The sequence below is a fragment of the Mesorhizobium sp. M4B.F.Ca.ET.203.01.1.1 genome (assembly GCF_004791025.1).
Taxonomy (GTDB): Bacteria; Pseudomonadota; Alphaproteobacteria; order Rhizobiales; family Rhizobiaceae; genus Mesorhizobium; species Mesorhizobium abyssinicae.
The window spans coordinates 30,739-56,314 of the sequence record NZ_SRUO01000009.1; the positions used below are offsets into that span (position 1 = coordinate 30,739).

The 25,576-nt window shown below is 63.9% G+C and carries 21 protein-coding genes and 1 pseudogene; 4 read left to right on the forward strand and 18 right to left on the reverse strand.

Features of this window, described 5'->3' with window-relative positions; translation table 11 throughout:
* Window positions 1-6: 6 nt before the first annotated feature.
* Both EN846_RS19750 and EN846_RS19755 read right to left on the reverse strand, forming a co-directional pair.
* Window positions 7-2,007, reverse strand: coding sequence for a hypothetical protein (locus EN846_RS19750; protein ID WP_127309993.1), 2,001 nt, complete (start codon window positions 2,005-2,007; stop codon window positions 7-9).
* Window positions 2,007-3,542: an NAD(P)H-hydrate dehydratase gene (locus EN846_RS19755; protein ID WP_127391278.1), complete on the reverse strand. Its 1,536-nt coding sequence runs from the start codon at window positions 3,540-3,542 to the stop codon at window positions 2,007-2,009. The genes EN846_RS19750 and EN846_RS19755 overlap by 1 nt, the downstream gene beginning before the upstream one ends.
* Window positions 3,543-3,899: 357 nt before the next feature.
* Between EN846_RS19755 and EN846_RS19760 the strand changes: the two genes are divergently transcribed.
* Together EN846_RS19760 and glnA are read left to right on the forward strand one after the other, a co-directional pair.
* On the forward strand, window positions 3,900-4,238 hold the full coding sequence (locus EN846_RS19760) for a P-II family nitrogen regulator (protein WP_006205430.1): 339 nt from the start codon (window positions 3,900-3,902) through the stop codon (window positions 4,236-4,238).
* Between the two features lie 51 nt (window positions 4,239-4,289).
* Complete coding sequence (gene glnA / locus EN846_RS19765; protein WP_127286113.1) at window positions 4,290-5,699, forward strand: type I glutamate--ammonia ligase; 1,410 nt, start codon at window positions 4,290-4,292, stop codon at window positions 5,697-5,699.
* A gap of 260 nt (window positions 5,700-5,959) precedes the next feature.
* Here the strand turns inward: glnA and EN846_RS19770 are convergent, their stop codons facing one another.
* Window positions 5,960-7,000 carry a glutamine synthetase beta-grasp domain-containing protein gene (locus EN846_RS19770; protein WP_127312043.1) on the reverse strand — a complete coding sequence of 347 codons (1,041 nt, stop codon included), beginning with the start codon at window positions 6,998-7,000 and terminating at the stop codon, window positions 5,960-5,962.
* Window positions 7,001-7,309: 309 nt separating this feature from the next.
* Between EN846_RS19770 and EN846_RS19775 the strand changes: the two genes are divergently transcribed.
* On the forward strand, window positions 7,310-7,504 hold the full coding sequence (locus EN846_RS19775) for a DUF2735 domain-containing protein (RefSeq protein WP_127286111.1): 195 nt from the start codon (window positions 7,310-7,312) through the stop codon (window positions 7,502-7,504).
* 84 nt (window positions 7,505-7,588) lie between these two features.
* Here EN846_RS19775 and EN846_RS19780 read toward each other — a convergent pair whose 3' ends face one another.
* The 12 genes and pseudogenes from EN846_RS19780 to EN846_RS19835 form a co-directional block, all read right to left on the reverse strand.
* Complete coding sequence (locus EN846_RS19780; RefSeq protein ID WP_127286110.1) at window positions 7,589-9,475, reverse strand: MFS transporter; 1,887 nt, start codon at window positions 9,473-9,475, stop codon at window positions 7,589-7,591.
* Between the two features lie 186 nt (window positions 9,476-9,661).
* A complete protein-coding gene (locus EN846_RS19785; RefSeq protein ID WP_127286109.1) occupies window positions 9,662-10,453 on the reverse strand; it encodes an ATP12 family chaperone protein in 792 nt (263 codons plus the stop codon).
* 10 nt (window positions 10,454-10,463) lie between these two features.
* The gene (locus EN846_RS19790; protein WP_187331409.1) at window positions 10,464-11,336 is read right to left on the reverse strand and encodes a DMT family transporter; all 873 of its coding nucleotides are present in this window, start codon (window positions 11,334-11,336) and stop codon (window positions 10,464-10,466) included.
* Between the two features lie 41 nt (window positions 11,337-11,377).
* Complete coding sequence (locus EN846_RS19795; protein ID WP_127391271.1) at window positions 11,378-12,364, reverse strand: RluA family pseudouridine synthase; 987 nt, start codon at window positions 12,362-12,364, stop codon at window positions 11,378-11,380.
* A gap of 99 nt (window positions 12,365-12,463) precedes the next feature.
* Window positions 12,464-12,838 carry a fluoride efflux transporter CrcB gene (crcB, locus tag EN846_RS19800; protein ID WP_127284624.1) on the reverse strand — a complete coding sequence of 125 codons (375 nt, stop codon included), beginning with the start codon at window positions 12,836-12,838 and terminating at the stop codon, window positions 12,464-12,466.
* A gap of 31 nt (window positions 12,839-12,869) precedes the next feature.
* Window positions 12,870-13,237: pseudogene (locus EN846_RS19805) on the reverse strand (DUF779 domain-containing protein).
* A gap of 63 nt (window positions 13,238-13,300) precedes the next feature.
* Window positions 13,301-14,818, reverse strand: coding sequence for an aldehyde dehydrogenase (gene adh, locus EN846_RS19810; RefSeq protein ID WP_127284623.1), 1,518 nt, complete (start codon window positions 14,816-14,818; stop codon window positions 13,301-13,303).
* Between the two features lie 143 nt (window positions 14,819-14,961).
* Window positions 14,962-15,909, reverse strand: a complete 948-nt coding sequence (locus EN846_RS19815) for a helix-turn-helix domain-containing protein (protein ID WP_245493481.1) — start codon at window positions 15,907-15,909, stop codon at window positions 14,962-14,964.
* 264 nt (window positions 15,910-16,173) lie between these two features.
* Window positions 16,174-17,004 carry an aspartyl/asparaginyl beta-hydroxylase domain-containing protein gene (locus EN846_RS19820; protein ID WP_135859270.1) on the reverse strand — a complete coding sequence of 277 codons (831 nt, stop codon included), beginning with the start codon at window positions 17,002-17,004 and terminating at the stop codon, window positions 16,174-16,176.
* A 355-nt stretch (window positions 17,005-17,359) separates the two neighbouring features.
* Window positions 17,360-19,825, reverse strand: a complete 2,466-nt coding sequence (clpA, locus tag EN846_RS19825; RefSeq protein WP_127284621.1) for an ATP-dependent Clp protease ATP-binding subunit ClpA — start codon at window positions 19,823-19,825, stop codon at window positions 17,360-17,362.
* A 6-nt stretch (window positions 19,826-19,831) separates the two neighbouring features.
* Window positions 19,832-20,158 carry an ATP-dependent Clp protease adapter ClpS gene (clpS, locus tag EN846_RS19830; RefSeq protein WP_187331408.1) on the reverse strand — a complete coding sequence of 109 codons (327 nt, stop codon included), beginning with the start codon at window positions 20,156-20,158 and terminating at the stop codon, window positions 19,832-19,834.
* Window positions 20,159-20,435: 277 nt separating this feature from the next.
* Window positions 20,436-20,765, reverse strand: a complete 330-nt coding sequence (locus EN846_RS19835) for a phasin family protein (protein ID WP_127392146.1) — start codon at window positions 20,763-20,765, stop codon at window positions 20,436-20,438.
* 288 nt (window positions 20,766-21,053) lie between these two features.
* On the opposite strand from EN846_RS19835, the gene EN846_RS19840 reads away from it, so the two are divergent.
* On the forward strand, window positions 21,054-22,475 hold the full coding sequence (locus EN846_RS19840; RefSeq protein WP_127392147.1) for a D-alanyl-D-alanine carboxypeptidase family protein: 1,422 nt from the start codon (window positions 21,054-21,056) through the stop codon (window positions 22,473-22,475).
* A 43-nt stretch (window positions 22,476-22,518) separates the two neighbouring features.
* Here the strand turns inward: EN846_RS19840 and EN846_RS19845 are convergent, their stop codons facing one another.
* The 3 genes from EN846_RS19845 to EN846_RS19855 form a co-directional block, all read right to left on the reverse strand.
* Window positions 22,519-23,214 carry a DnaJ domain-containing protein gene (locus EN846_RS19845; RefSeq protein WP_127392148.1) on the reverse strand — a complete coding sequence of 232 codons (696 nt, stop codon included), beginning with the start codon at window positions 23,212-23,214 and terminating at the stop codon, window positions 22,519-22,521.
* A 237-nt stretch (window positions 23,215-23,451) separates the two neighbouring features.
* Complete coding sequence (locus EN846_RS19850; RefSeq protein WP_127392149.1) at window positions 23,452-23,889, reverse strand: DUF1489 family protein; 438 nt, start codon at window positions 23,887-23,889, stop codon at window positions 23,452-23,454.
* A gap of 74 nt (window positions 23,890-23,963) precedes the next feature.
* Entirely contained in the window at window positions 23,964-25,367 is a 1,404-nt protein-coding gene (locus tag EN846_RS19855) for an L-serine ammonia-lyase (protein WP_127392150.1), read from the reverse strand.
* Window positions 25,368-25,576: the final 209 nt, after the last annotated feature.

Here is a 25,576-nt window from a genome sequence, read left to right on the forward strand (position 1 = left end):
TATCAGCTACTCCTCTTGCGCCGCTCCGAAACCCGCACCCATGGTGGCGCGTGCCGCGCTCGCCCAGGGCGTGGCGTGATTGTCGATGCGCATCTGGAAGATGAAATAGGTCGGCGAGCAGAAGCCGATGCCCTTCACCTTGGCGGCGCCCGGCGTGTCCGCCGGCAGCGACTGGCACATATAGTCCTCGCGGCAGAAATGGTCCGCCGAGCAGGCCGGCCGGTTGCCGCGATTGACGGCGCCGCCGAGGCACTGGTCGAAATTGTTTGTCGCCACGCAGGTATCGAACTTCTTGCCGCCGACCAGTCCGCAGATCTCGTTCGGCATCGGCTTGCCGGCCTTGAAGGCGGCGAAGCTGCGGTCCTTGTCGTCGCAAGCTCGATAGGCGATGCCTGCCGGCACGCCGATCTTCGGCGGCCGGCAAGTGTAGGCGGTCCGTGAAATGTCGGAGGCGAACGCCGCAAACTGCCCGGCGATTGTGTAGCGGTCGTTGAAGGGCTGCGCTTCATTGCTGGCGATCGAGCCGGCCAGGCACGGATGGCCGGAAAACATCGCCTTGCTGTCCTTGGGCAGCAGGCATTGCGCCAGCGTGGTGCGCACGCCCGAAGCCGTGGCGAGCGGTGTGCAGATGGTGCCGCCGCCGCACTGCCAGGTCTGGCCGAAGCGGGCGGCGTCCTCGGGCCCCAGGCACGGCATCGCCATCTCGGCCGGCGCGTAGGCGACTTCGCCGGCACCCCTCCATTCGGCCGGCGGTGCGAATGAGAGCGGGCGGAAACGGTTCGGCTCCTTGCCCTCGGTCACGGCGCGCAGCCAGGCCTCGCGGCGCGTGATCTCGGCATGGAGATGCGGCGAGATGCCGACCTCGATGCGGTTGAGCGGCGACGTCGTCTTGTCGTCGAGGCCGATGAAATGGAAGCCGGCGGTGGAGCCTGCCTGATGGCAGCCCTGGCAGGCGCCATTGTCCAGCCGTTCGACCAGCGCCTCCGGCGTGCGCGCCAGCTTCAACCCGGAATAGTCGAGCCCGGCGAAATCGGTAGGCTCGAACAGCGACGTGAACGGATGGTTGGCCTGCCTGGCGCTGCCGAAGGTCGACCATGAGATGACCTTCTTCGCCAGGAACTCGTCCGGCATCTCATAGACGCCGAGATCGACCGGGCCGACATTGGCCCGGACATAGTCGGCGAGCTTTTTCTTGAGCACGGCATCTTCCGACAGCCGCGCGACGTCAGGCGTGTTCTCCAGCGGCTTTTCGCTGACCGTGGCGCCACCGATCCCAAAAATCCGCATGAGGTAGGCGGCCTGGCCGCCGAACTCGGTCTCTTGGCCGGAGGGAAAGCGCACCACTTGCGCGTTGAGTTCGAGCTGCTTGAAGGTCAGTTCTTCCGGCTCCAGCGGCCCGCCGGCCAGCCAGCCGGCATCGACGGCCTCGTCGAGCTGCGGCGTCCAGCGCCCGGCAACCCCGACGCAACCGCCGTCGGCATCCGGAGCGACGCTGTAGACGGCATTGAAATTGAACGGCAGGCGCGAGGCCAGGACCTTGCCGTTCTTCCTGAAACTGTAGGCCAGGCGGTAGATGAAGCGCACCTCGCCGCAATTCTTGTCGCCGCTCAACGCGGCGAAGTCGCGCCGGTCGAGCCGGTTGACGACACCGACCAGCCGGAAGCGCGCCGCGTTCGTCTTCAGCCAGCGCATGTCCATGATGCGGCCGACATTGCCGTCGGTCACCTCGTAGAGGGTGCGCCCGCCGGCTTTCATCTCGGCCCTCAGCGCGGCGACGTCGGCTGCCACCGTCTCGACGATGGCGTGATAGGCGGGCGCTTCCTGATAGAGCGATTTCAGGTCGTCATCGCCGTCCATGGCGAAAATGCCGGCGAAGCCGAAGCCCTTGGCATCGAGGGCCGCGAGGACCGCCGGATCGTCGACGATGGTCACAGGCTGCTGAGCGCGCGCGCCGCACGGCACCAATAGCGCGACGACAGCCGCAATGACGAGAGCGAACCGCTTCATCAGGTGGCATCCGCCTGCTGTGCTTCAACCAGTTCGTGCAGCACCGGCACCATCGCCAGCGGCAGGTCCTCGGCGATCAGCCCGGGACCGAAGCGGCTGCCGGCCTCGGCGTGGATCCAGACCGCCGCCGCCGCCGCTGCGAACACTGCCATGCCTTGTGCCAGAAGTCCCGCGATGATGCCTGCCAGCACGTCGCCCGACCCCGCCGTGGCAAGCCATGGCGCGCCGTTGCCGTTGATGGCCGCGAGGCCGTTCGGTGCCACAATCACCGTATCGGCCCCCTTGTAGACGACGACCGCATTGGCTCGCTGGGCGGCTGCGCGCGCCTTGGCTAGTTTGGAGAGATTTTTGTCTGCGGCAATGTCCGGAAACAGGCGAGCAAATTCACCTTCATGCGGTGTCATCACCAATGCGGGAGCGTGCGGCTCGTGAGTTGCTTCAAAGAGGCTCGCAGGCTCATCGCGAAACGAGGTGATGCCATCGGCATCGAGGACCAGCCCGCCGATCCCGCTGGCAGCGCCTTGCCGCCCGGCTCGCAGTATCGCCAAGGCAAGATCCCGTGTCCTCTCGCCGACGCCGAAGCCAGGTCCGAGAACAAAGGCCGAAGGCCGGCGCTCGCCGATGAAGTTGTTCAGGTCGGCTACGGTGTCGGTCCTGCGCAGCATGATCGCGGTCAGGTGCGCGGCATTTATCTGCATGGCGTCCGCTGGCGACAGCACGGTTACCGCTCCTGCCCCTGCCCTCGCGGCGGCAAGCGCCGACAACCGCGCGGCGCCGGTTGTCGACGGCCCGCCGGAAAACACCCCGGCATGGCCACGTTTGTATTTGTGCGCGTCGGTGGCTGGAACCGGCAAGTTCCCGAGCCAGAGAGCCGGCTTATTCTCGAACGTTCTTGGAATGAGGTCGTTGACGACACTGTCGGGGATGCCGATGTCGGCAAGCACGATCTCACCGCAGAGTTCGCGACCTGGCAGCAGCAGATGCCCGGGCTTTTTTCGAGCGAAGGTAACGGTGATGTCGGCCCGAAAAGCTTCTTCCCCAAGCACTGCACCGGTATCGCCGGAGACTCCCGAAGGCAAATCGATCGCAACAACCGGCAAGAGCAGGGATTTGGCAAAATCGATGGCGTTCGTAGCGTCGACGGGCAGCGACTTCGACAGCCCTGCCCCGTAGAGCGCATCGACGACGATTGAGCCGAAATCAGGGGCAAATGTCGTCAGCGGTCGGGGCGCGACCGGGCACTCCGCCGCGGCAATCGCGGCGTCGCTGCCGGCCCGCGGCTTGCCCGATACCCACACCGCGACATCGACGCCGGCCTCGGCCAGCAACCGCGCCACGACATAGCCGTCGCCGCCATTGTTGCCGGTGCCGCACAGCACATGCACGCGCGTCGCGGCCGGGTAACGCGCCAGCACAACGGCTGCGACCTCCGCGCCGGCCCGCCGCATCAGGCCGTAGCCGTCGAGCGGGCCAGCAGCGATTGCCAGCCGGTCGGCCTCGGCCATTTCAACCGGAGATAAAAGTTCGTTGCTCATGGATTGCCGTCCGCCCTCCGGTGAAGCATTGTCCAGTTTTCGGTTTGAAGCAAACAGCGAACACTGCCATTGCCTATAAAGGCATCGTTCGATGCGATGCGCCAACGGGCAAAACTGCCTGCAGATTGCGCTATTTGCCTAATTATTGTGCGGACGGGAGGGTCAGCAATGTATAGGCTTCGAGCGTCGATGACGCTTCCAATGCAGCGAATGACGCGAATGCGCATCGGGACGCGGCATGGTAGTGAAATCGCCCAATGGCGCTTCGAATCCGTCCGGACTGGCACAGTTCGTGCTTGATCGAAGCCGCAAGCGGGGCACAAAACCCGTCTTTTGGCAGTGGAGGCCACGTTTTACATGAAAAAGATCGAAGCGATCATCAAGCCATTCAAGCTGGACGAAGTGAAGGAAGCGCTTCAGGAGGCCGGACTGCAAGGCATCACCGTGACCGAGGCCAAGGGCTTCGGCCGGCAGAAGGGCCATACCGAACTCTATCGCGGCGCCGAATATGTCGTCGACTTCCTGCCCAAGGTGAAGATCGAGGTGGTGCTGGGCGACGACGCCGTCGAAGGCGCCATCGAGGCCATCCGCAAGGCGGCGCAGACCGGCCGCATCGGCGACGGCAAGATCTTCGTCTCCAACATCGAGGAAGTCGTGCGCATCCGTACCGGTGAGACCGGGATGGACGCCGTCTGACGCCTTTCTGCAACGTCATCATCAAAAAAACGTCACACAGGGATACATGACATGACGACAGCCAAAGACATCATGAAGCAGATCAAGGACAACGACGTAAAGTTCGTCGACCTGCGCTTCACAGATCCGAAGGGCAAGCTGCAGCACGTAACCATGGATGTCGTCGAGGTCGAGGAAGACATGTTCGCCGACGGCGTCATGTTCGACGGCTCCTCGATTGCGGGCTGGAAGGCGATCAACGAGTCCGACATGGTGCTCATGCCCGATCCCGACACGGTGCACATGGATCCGTTCTTCGCCCAGTCGACCATGGTCATCCTGTGCGACATCCTCGATCCGGTCTCCGGCGAATCCTATAACCGCGACCCGCGCGGCACCGCCAAGAAGGCCGAGGCCTACATGAAGTCGGAAGGCATCGGCGACCAGATCTTCGTCGGTCCGGAAGCCGAGTTCTTCGTGTTCGACGACGTCAAGTACAAGGCCGATCCCTACAACACCGGCTTCCGCCTGGACTCCACCGAACTGCCGTCCAACGACGACACCGACTACGAGACCGGCAATCTCGGCCATCGCCCGCGCATCAAGGGTGGCTACTTCCCCGTGCCGCCGATCGATTCCGCCCAGGACATGCGCTCGGAAATGCTGACCGTGCTCGCCGAAATGGGCGTGCGCGTCGAGAAGCATCACCATGAGGTCGCCGCCGCGCAGCACGAGCTCGGCATCAAGTTCGACACGCTGGTGCGCAACGCCGACAAGATGCTGATCTACAAGTACGTCGTGCACCAGGTCGCCAACGCCTACGGCAAGACCGCCACCTTCATGCCGAAGCCGATCTTCGGCGACAACGGTTCGGGCATGCACGTCCACCAGTCGATCTGGAAGGGCGGCAAGCCGACCTTCGCCGGCAATGAATATGCCGGGCTGTCGGAGAGCTGCCTCTACTACATCGGCGGCATCATCAAGCACGCCAAGGCGATCAACGCCTTCACCAACCCGCTGACCAACTCCTACAAGCGCCTGGTGCCGGGCTACGAGGCGCCGGTGCTGCTCGCCTATTCGGCGCGCAACCGCTCGGCGTCCTGCCGCATTCCGTTCGGCTCGTCGCCGAAGTCGAAGCGCGTCGAGGTCCGCTTCCCCGATCCGGGCGCGAACCCCTACCTCGCCTTCGCCGCCATGCTGATGGCCGGCCTCGACGGCATCAAGAACAAGATCCACCCGGGACAGCCGATGGACAAGGATCTCTACGACCTGCCGCCGAAGGAGCTGAAGAAGATCCCGACCGTCTGCGGCTCGCTGCGCGAAGCGCTGCAGAGCCTCGACAAGGACCGCGGCTTCCTCAAGGCCGGCGGCGTCTTCGACGACGACCAGATCGACAGCTACATCGAGCTGAAGATGGCCGAGGTGATGCGCTTCGAGATGACCCCGCATCCGGTCGAATACGACATGTACTACTCGATCTAAACTTCTGATCGGATTGAGATTTGAAGCCCTCGGAGGTCTCCCTCCGGGGGCTTTTTCATTGTCGTCCATGGTGATTATGCGAGCTATCGCGAGCCGGTGCTCAATAGGCGACGCGCACGTTCGCCGTCAGCGTGTTTCGCCACGTGCGCGATTTCTGTGCCGCCGCTTGGGCGATCTCCATGCAAAAAAGCCCCGGCGTTTCCGCCGGGGCCTTCTGGTCGCAGAGTATTCTGTTGCGGCGCGAACGCGCGCCGAGCGGATCAGGCGGCAGCCGAAACCTGGCCGCTGGCCGGGACCGACGCGATCGTCTTCAGGATCTGCGAAGCGATCTGGTAGGGGTCGCCCTGCGAGTTCGGACGGCGATCTTCCAGATAGCCCTTGTAGTCGTTCTTGACAAACGAGTGCGGCACGCGGATCGAGGCGCCGCGGTCGGCTATGCCGTAGCTGAACTTGTTCCACGGCGCGGTCTCGTGCTTGCCGGTCAGACGCTTGTCGTTATCCGGGCCGTAGACGGCGATGTGATCCATCAGGTTCTTGTCGAACTCGGCCATCAGCGCTTCGAAATAGGCCTTGCCGCCGACTTCGCGCATATAGGCGGTCGAGAAGTTGGCGTGCATGCCCGAGCCGTTCCAGTCGGTGTCGCCGAGCGGCTTGCAGTGGTACTCGATGTCGATGCCGTACTTCTCGGTCAGGCGCTGCAGCAGGTAGCGGGCCATCCACATCTGGTCGGCGGCCTTCTTGGAGCCCTTGCCGAAAATCTGGAATTCCCACTGGCCCTTGGCCACCTCGGCGTTGATGCCTTCATGGTTGATGCCGGCGGCGAGGCACTGGTCGAGATGCTCCTCGACGATCTGGCGCGCGACCGAGCCGACGTTCGAGTAGCCGACGCCGGTATAGTACGGGCCCTGCGGCGCCGGGTAGCCGCTCTCGGGGAAGCCGAGCGGACGGCCGTCCTTGTAGAAGAAATACTCCTGCTCGAAGCCGAACCAGGCGCCCTCGTCATCGAGGATGGTGGCGCGCTTGTTGGAGACATGCGGCGTCACGCCATCGGGCATCATCACTTCGCACATCACCAGCACGCCGTTGGTGCGGGCCGGATCCGGGAACACGGCGACCGGCTTCAGCACGCAGTCGGAACTGTGGCCTTCGGCCTGCTGGGTCGAGGAGCCGTCGAAGCCCCACAGCGGCAGCTGCTCGAGCGTCGGGAACTCGGCAAACTCCTTGATCTGGGTCTTGCCGCGAAGATTGGGGACCGGTGTGTATCCGTCGAGCCAGATATACTCGAGCTTGTATTTGGTCATTCTAGAGCCTCTCGTTGCTTGATCACCGCGCAGGGCGACGACGCATGGCCGGGCCGAGCCGACCTGCCGCGTCTTAAAAAGCAATTCGTGTGCCACTCCGGCAGTGGAGGGTGCGGCAAAATGGTCGTCACAAAGCGCTGAATTTGCTGAGCCGCCTCAGCGATGCGTTCAGATCGATCAAAAGCATAGTTTGCACAAAAATAGTGCAAATACTGATCTTTTTGTGGGCATATTGCCTAAATGAGTCGCAACCACTATCTTGGAAAGTAGATGAATCGACAGGCTCCTGGAGAAGAAGGGAGATCGCCAATGCAAGTCACCCCGTCCCGTCCGTCGGCAAAGATTTTGATGTTCCCCCTGGCAGGGCGCAAATCTGCCTCAAATTTAGGCGCAAAGGCCAAGTTCGCGGCAGAGCTTGCCTCGCTGCGCAACACGCATGCCGATTTTGATGGCTGGTACCACGAGGCGGCGATTGAGGAAGAGAGCACGCAGCGCAAGAGCTGATCGAGCCCTCCAGGGATTTCAGAATGGGAAAAGCCCGGCGTGATCACTCACGCCGGGCTTTTGCTTTGAGCGCCTGAGCAGCGCCTACTGCTTGGTGTTGAGGTCGGTTCCCAGCGTATCCCTGACGAAGATCATGCCGATGATCAGCGACATGGCGGCGATCACCACCGGGTACCAGAGGCCGTAATAGATATCGCCCTTGTAGGCGCTGAGCGCGAATACCGTCGCCGGCAAGAGACCGCCGAACCAGCCATTGCCGATGTGGTAGGGCAGCGACATGCCGGTGTAGCGGATGCGGGTCGGGAACATCTCGACCAGGATCGCCGCGATCGGCCCGTAGACCATGGTGACGAACAGCACGAGGATGAACAGGATGCCGATGGTCATCGGCCAGTTCACCGCCGCCGGATCGGCGAACATGGCAAACGCGCCGCCGCCCGGAATGCTGTAGACGGTGATCTCGGGCGCACCCGCCGCCTCATCCTTGGTCAGCAGCTTGTCTTTGACGGCCTGGTCGACAGCAACCGTCGTCTTCTCGCCGCCGCGGATCGCCGCCGCGTCGAGCTTGAGCTCGGGATTGGCCGCGACAAAGGCGTCGAGCTTCTGGTCCGGCACCTTGGCCGCCGCGCGCTTCAGCGGATAACCGCCGTCCCGCAACGACATGTTGACCGCCTTGACGAAGGCAGCGTCCTTGGCCTTGGCCTGATCGCCGGCGGCGACGGCGTCGTAGGACTCCACCGTCTCATTGCCGATCTTGACCGATGCGGCCGTTCCGGGTGCCGCCGTCGTGACCACGTCGTAAGGCACCGAGTTCTTGGTCAGGAACGAGGTGGCGATATCGCAGGACGTCGTGAACTTCGCCGTGCCGACCGGGTTGAACTGGAACTTGCAGTCGCCGGGCGCCGCGGTCACCGTCGCACGGGTGTTCTGCTGCGCGGTGGCGAGCGCCGGATTGGCAGCCCAGGTCAGTGCCTTGAACAGCGGGAAGGTGCAGACGATGCCCAAGGCGAGGCCGGCCATGATGATCGGCTTGCGGCCGATCTTGTCGGATAGCCAGCCGAACACGACGAAGAAGATCGAGCCGATCGCCAGCGCCACCGCGATCATGATGTTGACCGACTGCGGGTCGACCTTCAGCACGTTCTGCAGGAAGAACAGCGCGTAGAACTGGCCGTTGTACCAGATCACGGCCTGGCCGGCGGTGAGGCCGAGCAGCGCCAGCAGCGCGATCTTGGCATTCTTCCACTGGCCGAAGGCTTCCGAGAGCGGTGCCTTCGAACCCTTGCCTTCCTCCTTCATGCGCTGGAACGTCGGCGACTCCGAGAGCGAGAGCCGGATCCAGATCGAGATGGCGAGCAGCACGAAGGAGACGATGAAGGGAATGCGCCAGCCCCAATCGGCATAGGTTTCCTTGCTCATCGACCCCTGCACGATGAGGATGACGATCAGCGACAGGAACAGACCGAGCGTCGCCGTCGTCTGGATCCAGGAGGTGTAGAAGCCGCGGCGATCGTCGGGGGCATGCTCGGCGACATAGGTGGCGGCGCCGCCATACTCGCCGCCGAGCGCCAGGCCCTGCAGCATGCGCAGCCCGATAAGGATCACCGGCGCGGCGATGCCCCAACTGGCATAGCCTGGCAAGAGACCGACCAGGAAGGTCGACAGGCCCATGATCGTCATGGTGACGAGGAAGGTGTATTTGCGGCCGACAAGATCGCCGATGCGGCCGAACAGCAGAGCGCCGAAGGGGCGGACCAGGAACCCGGCGGCGAAGGCGAGCAGCGCGAAGATGTTGCGCGTCGCTTCCGGCGCCGAGGAGAAGAAGGTGGCGCCGATGAAAGCCGCCAGCGAGCCGTAGAGATAGAAGTCGTACCATTCGAAAACGGTGCCGAGCGAGGAAGCGAAGATAACCTTCTTCTCCTCCCGCGTCATGCCGCGGCTTGTTCCGCCGGCGGTCGATGCCATTGCCATTGAAAAGTCCTCCCGTGAGATCCCGTCTGTCCGCGATGGCTGCGCGCCATCGTCCACCTCTCCTCCGAGAGCAGACTCAAAGACGCAGCCACAGGTAAAAAGTGGCAGAAAGCGCCGGCGAAAGGCACCGCGACGATGGGATTATGACTTTCGTATTAGGTGCAGTGCGAAAGCGGAGCGCTGCGCTCAGGCTTTCAGCGCCTCGAGCAGGCCGATGGCCGCCAACATGTCGCGCTTGCGGGCCGAGCGGCGCGCCACGGCCTCGGCGTCCTGGCCCCAATGCTCGATCTGCCAGTCCTCGTCGACATGGGCTGCGGCCCAGGCCGTTTCGCCATCGAGTTCGCCGAAATCGACAGCCATGGCCAGCAGCGCCGATCCGGTCAGCGAGGTCATGACATGGATGGCGGCGAGCCGCAGCGGCTCGTTGCGCTGCGCAAGATGGGCGCCGAGCACGGCGATGGTCTCGCGCGGCTGCTCGACATGAACGATGCCCTCGGCGAGAAGGAAGCGGGCGCCAAGCGCGCCGCGCGCCCAATCGATGACCGGGTCCCAAAGCTGGTTCTGCCGGTCTACCAGCCCTTGCGGGCCATCGGCGCGGTAGCAGAGCAAGTCGGACGAGGCGAAGCGCAGGATATCCTCCAGCACCGCCTGCGGATCGCTGGCCACGCCGTCGATGGCGGTGTTGACGAGGCGCATGACCGGCATGGTGACGGGGTCGATGACCTCGCCTTGCGCGTCGAACTCGCCGGCAACCAGGGCCGCCGCCTTTTCGGTTGGCAGCGCCAGCAGTGTCTTGCCTGGCGTGCGTACCGGCCTGCCGTCGAGATGGACGGCAAAGCCCTCCTCAACCGGCGCGAGCGAGACGGTCTTGTAGAAGCGCTTCGGCAGCGGCGTCTTCATCTGGATCTGGGCGCGGCGCACGGGATCGGGATCGGAGAGCTGCTTTCCCGCTTCGAGGTCATTGAGGATGTCGCGCATGTCGAACTCCTTACGCTGGAACCTGCCTGCGCGGCCGGTTGACGATGATGAGGCCGGCGGCGATCAGGCCGAGCGCCAGGAAGATCCTGACTGTCGGCGGCTCGCCCAGCAGCACCGCGCCGCACAGAACGCCGAAGACCGGGGACAGGAAGGCGAAGCTCGACAGGCCGGCCGCCGGATAGCGCGTGAGCAGCCAGAACCACAACACATAGGTGAATGCGACGATATAGAAAGACTGGAACAGCAGCGCCAGGGTCGGCAAGGCGGTGACCGCGCGGATGGGCGGGCCGGCGAAAGGCATCACCAGCAAACCGACGACAGCTGCGCCAGCCAGTTGGTAGAGCAGCAGTTTCTCGGCGCTGGTCTCGACCAGTTTCGACCGCTTGATGACGATGCTGGTCATCGCCCACAGGATCCCCGACCCGAGGCTGAGCAGATCACCGGTGAGTGTGGCAGTGTTGCCGGCAACGATGCCGTCGGAGAAGACCGCCGCAAGGCCGCAGAAGGCCAGAACCAGTCCGCCCAGCTTGCGCGCGTTGATGCGCTCGCCGAGCAGGAAATGACCGCCGATCAAGACCCAGAACGGCATGGTGTTGACCAGCAGCGTGTTGCGGGCAACGGTTGTGTATTCCAGCCCGATATAGAGGCACAGGAACTCGACGCCGAAGAGCACCCCGACAATGATGCCGGCGACAAGCGTCCCGTCCGCTTCGAACAGCTTGATGCCGCGGAGCCGACACCATCCGAGCACGCAAAGCCCGCCGAGGATCGAGCGCGCGATCGAGACGAAGACGGGATCATAGCCGGCGTAGGAGACCTTGGCGGCGACATAGTTCAGCCCCCAGGAGAAGGTCAGCCCGACCATGATCGCGGCGGCCGCCATGTCGACCGCATCCCGGCGATCGAGCGCGCCGGTGGCGCCGCTCACCCCTCCTCCTCCGCGCTCTGCTCATCGAAGCCGATCAGATTCCAGCTCTGGCGCATATGCGGCGGCATCGGCGCGGTGACGTCGATGACGCCCTTGTCCGGGTGCGGGATGAGGATGCGGCGCGCATGCAGATGCAGTCGGTTCTGCATGCCGCCCGGAAAATCCCAATTGGTATCGGCCTCGAAATATTTGGGATCGCCGATGATAGGGCAGCCGATATGAGCGGCGTGGACGCGCAGCTGATGGGTGCGGCCGGTATAGGGCTCCATCTCCAGCCAGGACAGCGATTGCGCCGCTTGCTCGACGACGCGGTAGTAGGACACCGCATGGTCGGCGCCCTTCTCGCCGTGTTTGGCGATGCGCACGCGGTCGCCGTCCGGTGTCGGCTCCTTGATCAACCAGGTCGAGATCTTGTCTTCGCGCTTCGGCGGCACGCCCTTGACCAGCGCCCAGTAGGTCTTCTTGGTCTCGCGCGCCCGGAAGGCTTCCGACAGCTTCATCGCCGCAAGGCGGGTGCGGGCGACGACCAGCACGCCGGAGGTGTCGCGATCGAGCCGGTGCACCAGGCGCGGCTTCTCGCCCTTCTGGTTGCGCCAGGCCTCCAGCATGTCGTCGACATTACGGGTGACGCCGGAGCCGCCCTGCACGGCGAGCCCCGCCGGCTTGTTGAAGACGAAGACCTTCGCATCCTCGTGCAGAAGCATCTTGGCGAGCACATCGGCGTCGCCCTGGTTGCGGATCGAATGGCCGGTGAGCGGCGCATCGCCCTTCTTGTCGACGTCGAGCGGCGGAATGCGGACCGTCTGGCCGGGCTCGACGCGGGTGTCGGCCTTCACCCTGCTGCCGTCGACGCGGATCTGGCCGGAGCGCAGGAGCTTCTGCAGATGGCCGAAGCCGAGACCCGGAAAATGGGTCTTGAACCAGCGGTCGAGCCGCATGCCCGCCTCGCCGGCCTCCACCGTGATCTGTTCAACGCCTGCCATTTGTCTCGCTTTGCCTCTTCGGAAGCGGGGGCAATAGCACTAATGCATGTCGCCCAAAAGTGTCTGGCGGTTTTGGGACAACGACATGCATGAACAAACCTAAGGCAGGCTTCTTGCGAGCCAAAGACCCAGAAACAGGGCGAGGATCGCGCCAATGACGCTGGCGAGCGCGTACCCGAACGCCGGTAGCGTCGCGCCGCGCTCCCAAAGCGTGGCGAAATCGAGCGAAAAGGCCGAGAAGGTGGTGAAGCCGCCGAGGATGCCGGTGGCCACGAACAGCCGCACTTCGTTCGAGCCGCCGCGCCGCGCGAGCACGGCGATGAACAGACCCATGACGAACGAGCCGAGGATGTTGATCGCCATCGTGCCCCAGGGATAGTTGGGGCCGACCAGGCGCAGGGTGCCCATATTGGTCAGGTGGCGGATGCCGGCGCCGATGCCGCCGCCGATGACAACGAGAAGTAGATTGGCCATGGCGGCTTTCTGCCGTTGCCGGATTGCCCGGTCAATCCCTCTCGATGGCGGAGGGAACCGTGCAGATCGTCGAGCGCGTCAGAAACCGCCTCTCGCGGCCATTGTCGAGCGAGAACATGCCGCCTCTGCCCGGCACCACGTCGATGATCAAATTCGTGTGTTTCCAGGCTTCGTACTGTGAGGCGCTATATAGACCGGCGTGTCGCCGATCTCGCCCAGCATGACGTCGCCGTCGCCGACGATGAAATCGCCGCGCGGGTAGCACATCGGCGAGGAGCCGTCGCAGCAGCCGCCGGACTGGTGGAACAGGACCGGGCCGTGATCGGCGATGATGTCGGCGAGGAACGCCTCTGCCTCCGGCGTGGCGGACACTTTGCCCAGCGATTTCTTGTCCAAGATGTCCTCCCCCTGTTTGAAGGGGGGACGCGGCGAACCGCGCCCTCCCCGCACCTCGGGAGTCGATCAGAAGAAGCCGAGCTTCTTCGGGCTGTAGCTGACCAGCATGTTCTTGGTCTGCTGGTAGTGGTCGAGCATCATCTTGTGCGTCTCGCGGCCGATGCCGGACTGCTTGTAGCCGCCGAACGCCGCATGCGCCGGATAGGCGTGGTAGCAATTGGTCCACACGCGACCGGCCTGGATGGCGCGGCCGAAGCGGTAGCAACGGTTCGCATCGCGGCTCCAGATGCCGGCGCCGAGGCCGTAGAGCGTATCGTTGGCGATCGACAGCGCCTCGTCATCATCCTTGAAGGTGGTGACCGACACCACCGGTCCGAAAATCTCCTCCTGGAAGATGCGCATCTTGTTGTGGCCGCGGAACACGGTCGGCTTGACGTAGTAGCCGCCGGCAAGGTCGCCCGGCAGGTGGTTCTGTTCGCCGCCGGTCAGCACCTCGGCCCCTTCCTGGCGGCCGATGTCGAAGTAGCTCAGGATCTTTTGCAGCTGCTCGCTCGACGCCTGCGCGCCGATCATCGTGGCGGGGTCGAGCGGATCACCCTGGACGATCGCCTCTACACGCTTCAGCGCCCGCTCGATGAACCTGTCGTAGATCTTCTCATGCACCAGCGCCCGGCTCGGGCAGGTGCAGACCTCGCCCTGGTTGAGCGCGAACATCACGAAGCCCTCGATCGCCTTGTCGAAGAAGTCGTCGTCCTCCACCGTCACATCCTGGAAGAAGATGTTGGGCGACTTGCCGCCGAGCTCCAGCGTCACCGGGATCAGATTCTGGCTGGCATATTGCGAGATCAGCCGGCCCGTCGTCGTTTCGCCGGTGAAGGCGATCTTGGCGATGCGTTTGGACGACGCCAGCGGCTTGCCGGCCTCGAGCCCGAAACCATTGACGATGTTGAGCACGCCCTCCGGCAGAAGGTCGCCGACGAGGTCGGCCCACAGCATGATGGTCGCTGGTGTCTGCTCGGCCGGCTTTAGCACCACGCAATTGCCGGCGGCGAGCGCCGGCGCCAGCTTCCACACCGCCATCAGCAGCGGGAAATTCCAGGGAATGATCTGGCCGACGACGCCGAGCGGTTCGTGAAAATGATAGGCGACGGTGTCGTGGTCGATCTCGGAGATCGAACCCTCCTGGCTGCGCAGGACGCCGGCGAAATAGCGGAAATGGTCGATGGCCAGGGGCAGGTCGGCCGCGGTCGTCTCACGGATCGGCTTGCCGTTGTCCCAGGTCTCGGCCAGCGCCAGCAGGTCGAGATTCTCTTCCATGCGGTCGGCGATGCGGTTGAGGATGAGCGCGCGGGCGGCTGGGCTTGTCCTGCCCCAGGCCTCCTTGGCCTTGTGCGCGGCGTCGAGCGCCGCTTCGATGTCGCTGGCGTCCGACCGGGCGACCTCGCCCAGCGGCCCGCCGGTCACCGGCGAGATGTTCTCGAAGTACTTTCCGGAGAGCGGCGCCACCCATTTGCCGCCGATGTAGTTGTCGTAGCGCTTGGCGAAGGGAACCTTGGCCGTGCGGGAAAATTCCACCTTGTTCATTGTCTGCCTCCCAGCAAAACAGCGCCACGGAATGTGTCGCGTCGCGGGAGACAGTCGCGGATGGCTTTTAGCTTGTCAGCCCGGGGTCGGACGATCGCAGCCGCCGAGTGTCGCAGAACTGCGACAGGTCGGGTCCGGGAAAATCAATGGGTGCGGTGGATGCCGAAACGGGCGAGCTTGCGGTGCAGCGTGGCGCGGGAAATGCCGAGGTTCTGGGCCGCGGCGGAGACGTTGCCGCCGGTGCGTGCAATCGCGCGCTGCACCACACCGCGCTCGGCATCATCCAAATCCTCGGAGGTCTTGGCTGCATCGCCGAGGAGATCGGCGGCAAGCAGCCCCTTGGCAAGGGCTTCTCGGGTTATGCCGAGCGCAAGACGCGCGGAGCGCGTCGCACCGACAACCAGATCGTCGGCATCGACGGCAATGAACGCGCCGGCGCCGCGCTCGGCGACCGGAGCGAGCAGGATGCGGGCGTTGGAGTACACCATGCGGAAATTCTCGGCCTCGATGCGGCGGGCGGCGTCACCGACCGCAACCGCGATGAGCTGGACAAAACCTTCCGTCAGATCCGACCGGCAGGACGACACGTCGAGCGCCGCCGCCAGATTGCCTTCGTGGTCGTAGACCGGCGCCGTGGTGCAGCTGAGCAGCGTGTTGCGTGAGAAGAAGTGCTGGTCGCGATGGATGGTCAGCGCCCGCTGGTCGGCGATACAGGTGCCGATCCCGTTGGTGCCTTCGCTGTCCTCGCTCCACACCGTGCCGGTCCACAGGCCCCATTCGTCGAACGTCTCGTCGTCGGCGACGGCGCCCCTGCGCTCGATGGGGATGCCATTCCGGTCGGCTAGCATCACACAGCAGCCGACGCCGCCGACTGCGAGATAGAGCCGGTTGAGACTTGCCTCGGCGGCGCGGGCCAGTGGCTCCATGCGCTGCCTGGCCAGCATCAGCTCGGCTTCGGTCAACCGCTTCGGCGCCTTGCGCTCGGCCGGATCGAGACGGTGCAGCTGGAGAGAACGCCGCCATGAGGCGACCAGCGCCGAATGGGCCGCGTCGCTCCTGGCGATCGAGGCCTGGACATGATCCGCATGCACGACTGATTGCCGACCGATCAACCTGACCCTCCCGTGAGCGAGACCTCCTCCCGCTCAGTCGTCATGTTGGCTAGAACATATTCGACACCCAAGGCAGTTCAGCTTCGATAGAACGCTGACCCCGAGACGTATTTGATTTTGCGCAATTCGGGACGGAAAATCGCTACGCAATCGTCCCAGAATTGCTCTGGCGTTCTAACGGTGGCTGCCGGCCGGCGCCATTGGACGTTGGTTTAAGACCGATTGGCGAGATCCTGTCGTAGATCAGTTCGCCCCGGCCTTCTTCGGTTTGCTGGAGCCGATCATCTTCCAGTTCTTGTAGAACATGGCGTTGACGCGCTCGACGCTGACCGAGACGACCGCGAGAAGACCGGCGATCAGGCCCGGGAACGGGGACGGACGGATGATGTCCATGAAGACGCAATAGCGTCGCCCGTCATACTCGTTGACCGAGCGGTGCAGCAGCGTGTCGTCGAAAATGTAGAGCGGATTGTCGTGCCAGTAGTTCCTGGCGTCGTTGCACTCGACGAAAACCTCGGCCTTCACCGGCAGCAAATTGTAGAGAATGCGCAGGCTGAGTCGAAGCGGACCGAAATGCCAGGAGGTCGATTCCTTGCCCCTGAAGACGGACACGGCGATGGTCTTAATGTATTTGAAATCCTTGTTGAATTCCGCCACGTTGTCGATCTTGTGCTTGCCGTACCACTGATAGACATACATGCCACGCCGGCCGGTGCCGAAATTGGCGTCGATATCGGCGATGATCTCGTCCTTGCGCGCCTTGAAGACGTCGAGAACCTCGTTGACCTCTCGCTGATAGTCGGCGGGAAACTGCTCCAGCTTCCAGACGCCAGGGTTCCGGTAGCAAAGCAGGTCGACAAGCAGGTTGAACGGCGACAGCAGCCAGGTGAAGAGGCCGTTGCCGAGAAAATAACCGCGGAACAGCGACAGGGTCTTGTTCTTGTTGCGCAGCACGTCGATCAGGCCGCAGACGATCCAGATCGTCGTCAGGATCGGGATGAAGTAGAAGCCGAGCGCGAGAAGCGGAACCGCTATGATCAGCTGGCGGAGGGATTTGCGAAGGGTTTTTGTCATTGGTTGCTCGCGCCGGGCGCGATTCCTGTTCCGAATGATTATCGCCAAAGGCTCTTGGCCGCGACCACCACCCAGGTCGTGCGCCTTGATAAGGTCTTTTGTTGCTCGGCACAATGCCGTCGCATACGGCCCGAATGGTCGACGGCTGTTGCCAACAAGAATATTTGGAGTCGGCCGCTCCACTTAAGGTCAATGCGCTGCCGGCAGGCCGAGGTCGTCCCATTTCGTCTTCGGCACGACATCGCCGACCGGGAATTCGATGCGTCGGCGCTTCGCCTCGCTTGGCCAGCCTCGCGCTCGCTGTCAGCACCATGAAAAAAGCCCCGTTTCCGGGGCTTTTCGATCGTGGGGGCCCTCAGCCCTTGCGCGGCAACTGGGGCACAAGGCTGCGCTTGCCGCCGTCCTTGCCCTTCGGCTCCGGCTTCTGCGCCACCGCCTTCTTGGCTGCGGGTTTCTTTGCCGCCTTGCGGGGCTTCGGCGCTTCTTCCGGCTCTTCCTTCTTCGGCTTCACCGGCGCTTCGTCGGCCAGCGATTCGAGCTTCAGGCCGGTCTCGCCGGTTTCCTTCTTCTCGACGGTGACGCGCACCGTGCCGCCCTTCTTGAGCTTGCCGAACAGCACCTCGTCGGCCAGCGGCTTCTTGATGTGCTCCTGGATGACGCGGCCGAGCGGACGGGCGCCCATGCGCTCGTCATAGCCCTTGTCGGCCAGCCAGGCGATCGCGTCCGGCGACAGGTCGAAGGTGACGCCGCGCTCGGAGAGCTGGGCCTCCAACTGCATGACGAACTTCTGCACCACCTGATGGATGACCGGCACCGGCAGCGAGCCGAACGGGATGATCGCATCGAGGCGGTTGCGGAACTCCGGCGTGAACAGCCGGTTGATCGCCTCGACATCGTCGCCTTCGCGCTTGGTCGAGCCGAAGCCGATCGCCGCGCGCTGCGCATCCGACGCACCCGCATTGGTGGTCATAATCAGGATGACATTGCGGAAGTCGATCTGCTTGCCGTTGTGGTCGGTCAGCTTACCGTGGTCCATCACCTGCAACAGGATGTTGAACAGGTCCGGATGCGCCTTCTCGACCTCGTCGAGCAGCAGCACGCAGTGCGGATGCTGGTCGACGCCGTCGGTCAGCAGGCCGCCCTGGTCGAAGCCGACATAGCCGGGAGGCGCGCCGATCAGCCGCGAGACGGTGTGGCGTTCCATGTATTCCGACATGTCGAAGCGGATCAGTTCGACGCCCAGCGAGGCGGCGAGCTGCTTGGCCACTTCCGTCTTGCCGACGCCGGTCGGGCCCGAAAACAGATAGGAGCCGATCGGCTTTTCCGGTTCGCGCAGGCCGGCGCGCGCCAGCTTGATCGCCGAGGTCAGCGCGGTGATCGCGGTGTCCTGGCCGTAGACGACGCGCTTCAGCTCGACGTCGAGACCCTGCAGCACCTTCTCGTCGTCGGCCGAAACCGTCTTCGGCGGGATGCGCGCCATGGTGGCGATCGTGGCTTCGATTTCCTTGATGCCGATCGTCTTCTTGCGCTTGGCCTCAGGCACCAGCATCTGCGACGCGCCGGTCTCGTCGATCACGTCGATCGCCTTGTCCGGCAGCTTGCGGTCGTTGATGTAGCGCGCCGAAAGCTCGACCGAGGCCTTGATCGCCTCGCTCGTGTAGCGGACCTTGTGGAACTCCTCGAAATAGGGCTTGAGGCCCTTCATGATCTCGATGGCGTCCTCGATGGTCGGCTCGTTGACGTCGATCTTCTGGAAGCGCCGCACCAAAGCGCGGTCCTTCTCGAAGAACTGGCGGAACTCCTTGTAGGTGGTCGAGCCGATGCAGCGGATGGCGCCCGACGACAGCGCCGGCTTCAGCAGGTTCGACGCGTCCATAGCGCCGCCTGACGTGGCCCCTGCCCCGATCACGGTATGGATCTCGTCGATGAACAGCACCGCGCCCGGGTAGTCCTCGAGTTCCTTGACGACCTGCTTCAGCCGCTCCTCGAAGTCGCCGCGATAGCGCGTGCCGGCAAGCAGCGTGCCCATGTCGAGCGCGAAGATGGTGGCGTTGTGCAGCACTTCCGGCACGTCGCCCTCGACAATGCGCTTGGCCAGACCCTCGGCGATCGCCGTCTTGCCGACGCCGGGATCACCGACATAGAGCGGGTTGTTCTTGGAGCGGCGGCATAGCACCTGGATGGTGCGGTTGATCTCCGACTCGCGGCCGATCAGCGGATCGATCTTGCCGGCCTTGGCCTTGTTGTTGAGGTTGATGCAGTAGGCCGTCAGCGCGTCCTGCTGCTGCTTCTTCTTGCCGTTCTCCTCCTGCGGCTCGGCGCCGTTCTGGCCGCCCTGCTCGTCATCGGCGCCGCGCGGGGTGCGGCTCTCCGACGCGCCGGGGCGCTTGGCGATGCCATGCGAGATGTAGTTGACCGCGTCGTAGCGGGTCATCTGCTGTTCCTGCAGGAAATAGGCGGCGTGGCTCTCGCGCTCGGCGAAGATGGCGACAAGCACGTTGGCGCCCGAGACCTCTTCGCGGCCAGACGACTGCACGTGGATCACGGCGCGCTGGATGACGCGCTGGAAACCGGCGGTGGGCTTGGAATCCTCATCATAGCCGGTGACGAGATTGTCGAGTTCGGTGTCGATATAGGTGAGAACCGTGTGCTTCAATTCGTCGAGGTCGACGTTGCAGGCGCGCATGACGGCGGCCGCCTCGGTGTCGTCGATCAACGCGAGCAGCAGGTGTTCGAGTGTTGCGTATTCATGGTGCCGCTCATTGGCGAGCGTCAGCGCCTGATGTAGCGCCTTTTCCAGGCCTTGGGAGAAAGCCGGCATGTTACCTCACTTCTTCTCCATCACGCATTGCAGCGGATGCTGATTCTGTCGGGCGAAATCCATGACCTGGGACACTTTGGTCTCGGCCACCTCGAATGTATAGACCCCGCACTCGCCCACTCCATGATTGTGAACATGAAGCATGATGCGTGTGGCGGCTTCGCGGTCCTTCTGGAAAAAACGCTCCAGCACGTGAACCACGAACTCCATGGGCGTGTAGTCGTCGTTGAGGATGAGGACCCGGTAGAGACTGGGCTTCTTGGTCTTGGTTTTGGTGCGCGTGATGACGGCCGTACCGCGACCGGCCTCGTTGCCGTCGCCTTCACTCTGCATCCGCACCACGCCTGCCGTGGCAGTCAAACCGATCGTCACGTAGTCCTGCCTTTTTCGAATCCCCATGCGAGTTCGACATGTAGGTGTTCGATGGACGATTTTAAGCCCTTCTGTTTAGCTGACAATATGGCTAGGTGGGCAAACTTCAGCGATTTTCGCAATCGTGAAGGCAGCAAAGCCGCCGGATTGAAGCGAACATGAAAAAACCCGGCCGCGCATCCGCGACCGGGTCTGTCATGCAGGCCGGCTGGCCTAATTTCAGTGCCTTGCGGCGAAATTACTTCGCCTTGGCGACGATCGATTCGAACGGCTTGTAGGCTTCCTTGGCGAGTTCGGCATAGAGGTCGCTGATCTTGGCGGCCTCGGCGACGAAGCTCTCGTAGCTCTGCTTGGCGTAGTCGGACTGGATCTCGATCGCCTTGTCCAGCGACTTGGCCGAGAACAGCTTCTCGAAGGCGGCGCTGCCGGCCTCGAAGCTCTTCTTGGTGTACTCGCCCGCTTCGGTGGCGATCGCCTGCGCGCCCTTGGTGAGCGAAGCAAAGCTCTTCAATCCGGTGTCGGCAAATTCCTTGCCGTATTTGCTGAAGTCCTCGTAGGTCTGGGCCATTTCACGCTTCCCTTCGTGGTTGAAACGCCCTTTTGCCCCGGGCGCCCTTGTGCAATGCACCGTAAATATATTGTGCGATGCACAAAAGTCAAGTTTTTGCCTGTTTGCTGGGCATAGGCGGACGGGAAGAGTCCAAAATTCGAATAAAAAGCGGCTCAAATCGCCAGAAAATGGTGAACGCGGCGGTTACCATAAACGGATTGGTAACGCTGCCCGCGATAGCTTGACCGGAAGCGAGGCAGGCTCACGCCGCCGCCTCCGGGGCAACGAAAATTCAGGGAAGTATCAGTGCGTCAGGCGTTGTCGGGCTTCGTCTCCAAATCCTCCTCATTCCTCAAGGCGGCCACGATCGTCGCCCTGGCGATGGGCGTCGTCGTCGCCGATGCCGCCTCGTCGATGGCGGCGAAGTCGGCCGCCATCGTCATCGACGCCAAGACCGGCAAGGTGCTGTATTCCTCCGACGCCAATGGTCGGCGCTATCCCGCTTCGCTGACCAAGATGATGACGCTCTACCTGACGTTCGAGGCGCTGGCGAAGGGCCGGATCTCGAAGAACACGCCGGTGCCGTTCTCCGCCCACGCCGCGGCCGAGCCGCCGACCAAGCTCGGCGTCAAGCCCGGCGGATCGGTGTCCGTCGACACCGCCATCCTGTCGATGGTCACCAAGTCGGCCAATGATTCCGCGACGGCGCTGGGCGAGCTGATCGGTGGCAACGAAGCCAATTTCGCCCGCATGATGACCGCCAAGGCGCGTCAGCTCGGCATGAACGGCACGGTCTTCCGCAACGCCAACGGCCTGCCCGATCCCGGCCAGTTCACCACGGCCCACGATATGGCCATGCTCGGCATCGCGCTGAGGGAGCACTTCCCGCAATATTACGGCTACTTTTCGCAGCGCTCCTTCCTGTACGGCCGCCAGCGCATCAACGGCCACAACCGCTTGCTCGGCCGGATCAAGGGCGTGGACGGAATCAAGACCGGCTACACCCGCGCTTCCGGCTACAATCTGGTCTCGTCGGTCAACGACGGCGATCGCAAGCTCGTCGCCGTCGTGATGGGCGGCGCCTCGGGCCGCTCGCGCGACAACCAGATGGCCGGTCTGATCAACGCCTACATGCCGCGGGCATCGACGCGCGGTGGTGGCGCCCTGGTCGCCAAGACCGGTGGCGGCAATCCGATCAGCGCCCTCGCCAAGGTGTTCCTGCCGAAGCACGATGCACCGACCCCGGACGAAAAGCCGGCGGTCGAAGACGAGGCGACGGTCGCCTCCGCCGACGACAGCGCGCCCGTTGTCGAGGAAACCGCCCCGGTCGTCGAGGAAACCACGCCGGTCGTCCAGATCAAGAAGGTCAAGACCGTGGCTGTCGCCGCTGTGGCTGCGGCCCCGGCGCCGCAGGCCGTCGCCGCCTATGCCGAACCTGAGCCGGCGCCGGCGGTCGATCCGGTCAAGACGGCCTCGGTGCCGTCGGGCTGGGCGGTGCAGGTGGCGTCCTCGCCGAAGCAATCGGAAGCCCAGGCCTTCCTCGACAAGACGAGCAAGCAGGCGCCGAAGGTGCTGGCCGATGCCTCCGCGTTCACCGTCGCCTTCGACAAGGACGGCGTCACCTACTACCGCGCCCGCTTCGGCGGCTTCTCGTCGAAGGACGCCGCGTGGAATGCCTGCACCGCTTTGAAGAAGAAGAAGATCAGCTGTTACGCCGTCCAGCAGTAGGGCGGCATTGGAATCTCCCGGGAAATTTCTGCGTCGAAGGAGACTAGTTGTGGTTGGAGAGCAAGACGTCCTTGGCTTCATTGATCCGCGCCGCAAGGAACGACGTGCCGCCGATATCGGGGTGCAGGCGCTGCATCAGGCGGCGGTGCGCCTTGCGGACATCCGCCGCGGCGGCCCCCGCTTCAAGACCAAGGATCTTGTAGGCCTCCTCCTTAGTCATGGCGCCCGCACCTGGCGCAACACCCAGCCCTTCGCCACTGTCCGGCTCTGCGTTTTTGCGCCAGACGGGAAATCGGCCGTCAAGATACGTCTCTAGCAGCTGGCGGCTCTCCGGATCGCCGGAGAGCTCACGATAGAGGTGCTGCAGCTCGGCCAGGTTCATCGCGCCAAGCATCTTGCCTTCATGGCGGCCGGCCAGAACGAGCCCTTCCAGTCCGCCGGTCTTGTGATCGAGCTCCATTTCCAGCGCGGCAGTGCGCACGGTGGAGCGTTTTCGCGGCGGTGGCTGCGCCGGTCGGTTAATGCGCATCGTACCGTACCAGGCTGCCGCGCCGACCAGCATGATCCCACCGAGGCCGCTGCGCCCGACGGCGAATATCGCTGCGCCGGCCAGGGCAAGGAGAATCGGCCCCAGCGTCTTCAATCCATCCGCCATTTTCGCAGGATCGGCGCGCACGAAAATCGTGACGGCGCCTAGAAGCACCAGAAGCAATGCGACCAATGCGATCAGTATGCCCATCGGTTCCCGTCGCCCTGCAAAGTGACGACAGACCGCTCGTTTGACCGCCATTTCCTGCCGGAGTCATGACCCTTCCGGCAAGCCGGGGCCCGCGCGGGGCGCGCCTGAGCGATCTGCTTATTGTCGCACATAGATTGAAGATGTAGCGCGGCGCCAATGCTTGCAAGTCCCATGTCTCACCATGGGGAGGGCCAGCAGGCGCCGGCGGATCGCAACCCCGGGGCAGAATCGTCCGCCCTACAGCAGGCCCAGCTCGGCCAGTTCCTGCCTGAGCTTCGGCGGCATCTCGACCAGGCCTGTCCTGCCCTTGCCGAGATCGGCTGGCGCGTCGGACGGTTTCAGGTAGCGCCAGCCCTGGAAGGCGCGGCGCGGCTGCCATTCGGTGCGCACGACTTGCGGGTCGAGCATCAGGTGACAGCGGCCGATGCCCTCATCGTCGGTGAACGGCCGGATCTCGGTGATCAACTGGCGGCATTGCACGCTGCCCTTGATCACCCAGTAGAGCGAGCCGCCGTCGGTGACCTCGTCGCCGCGCGACGGCACCATGCGGGTGGTGTGCCAGTGCTCGGCCGGCTCGCCGGCGCGCCGCCGCTCGTCGAGGCGAAAGTCGATCCACTCTTCGAGATCCTCGACGCTGTCGCAGCCGACGCAAAGTTTTAGAAGATTGAGAGCCATCGCTTAAGGTTTAGTCCGGCACGCGAAACCGTCAACGCCCCTGCCCGACTTCTCCACAGTGCCAGCGACGGCGTTCAGCACTCGACGACGTTGACGGCGAGACCGCCGAGGCTGGTTTCCTTGTACTTCTCGTTCATGTCGAGGCCGGTCTGGCGCATGGTCTCGATCGCCGCGTCGAGCGGCACGAAGTGGGTGCCGTCGCCCTTGATGGCGAGCGAAGCGGCGGTCACCGCCTTGACGGCGCCGAGCGCATTGCGCTCGATGCATGGCACCTGCACCAGCCCGCCGACGGGATCGCAGGTCATGCCGAGATGATGCTCCAGCGCGATCTCGGCTGCATTCTCGACCTGCTCCGGCGTGCCGCCCATGACGGCGCAAAGGCCGGCCGCCGCCATGGCCGAGGCGGAACCGACCTCGCCCTGGCAGCCGACCTCAGCGCCCGAGATCGAGGCGTTCGACTTGATGATGCCGCCGACGGCGGCGGCGGTGAGCAGAAAGTCGCGGATGCTCGGCTGGTCGGCCTCGGGATGGAAATGCAGCCAGTAGCGCAGCACCGCCGGCAGCGTTCCGGCCGCGCCATTGGTCGGCGCGGTGACGACGCGTCCGCCGGCGGCGTTCTCCTCATTGACCGCCATGGCGTAGATCGACAGCCAGTCATTGGCGAGCAAGGGGTTCGGCCGGTTCTGCTGCCACTGTTCCTGCAGCTTGTCGTGCAGTTGCCGGGCACGACGGCGCACCTTCAACCCGCCCGGCATGATGCCGTCCTGCGACAGGCCGCGGTCGATGCAGCCCTTCATGGCGCCCCAGATGGCGTCGAGACCGGCGTCGAGGTCCTCGCGCGACATCTGCGTCTCCTCGTTGACGCGCTTCATCTCGGCGATGGAAAGCCCGCTCTTGGCCGCCATCTTCAGCATCTCGACGGCATTCTTGAAGGGATAAGGCACCTTCTTGCCTTCCGTCGTCACCGAGCCCTTGGCCTTTATCCGCTGCAGCTCTTCCTCGGAAACGACGAAGCCGCCGCCGATCGAATAATAGATGCGCTTGAGCAGCAGTCGGTCGCCGGCGTCGTAGGCATAGAACGCCATGCCGTTGGCGTGGCCGGTGAGCGGCGTCTTGCGGTCGAGCACGAGATCGGTCGCGGGATCGAAGCGGTAAGTCGGGTGACCCGGCGGCGCGATGCGCTTCTCGGCTGCGATCCCGGCAACGATGCCGTCGGCGAGGTCGGGATCGACCGTCTGGGGCGTCTCGCCGGCAAGGCCGAGAACGACGGCGCGGTCGGAGCCATGGCCGATGCCTGTATAGGCGAGCGAGCCGTGCAGGCTGGCGCCGATGCGGTCGACTTTTGCGCCTGCCGGGCGTGGCCAGTCACCGGCGAGGATCTCGTCCAGAAAACGCCGCGCGGCGGTCATCGGCCCCATCGTGTGCGAGCTCGATGGGCCGATGCCGATCTTGAACAGGTCGAAAACCGAAAGGAACACGCGCCGTTGTCTCCTGAATCCGTCTCGGCATACATATAGGAATTGCTGAGATGTTTCCGCTGTTTTGCGGATCGCGGCTGAGCGCCCGCCGACCTTGTCTGCTCCGGCAGCGACATTGATTGTCGGGTCACGCCGGCGGGGCTATTCTCCGAGACGCCAGGTAATCGTTGGGGAGGAAGCAATGCTTGCGTTGGATGCCTAGCCGGAAC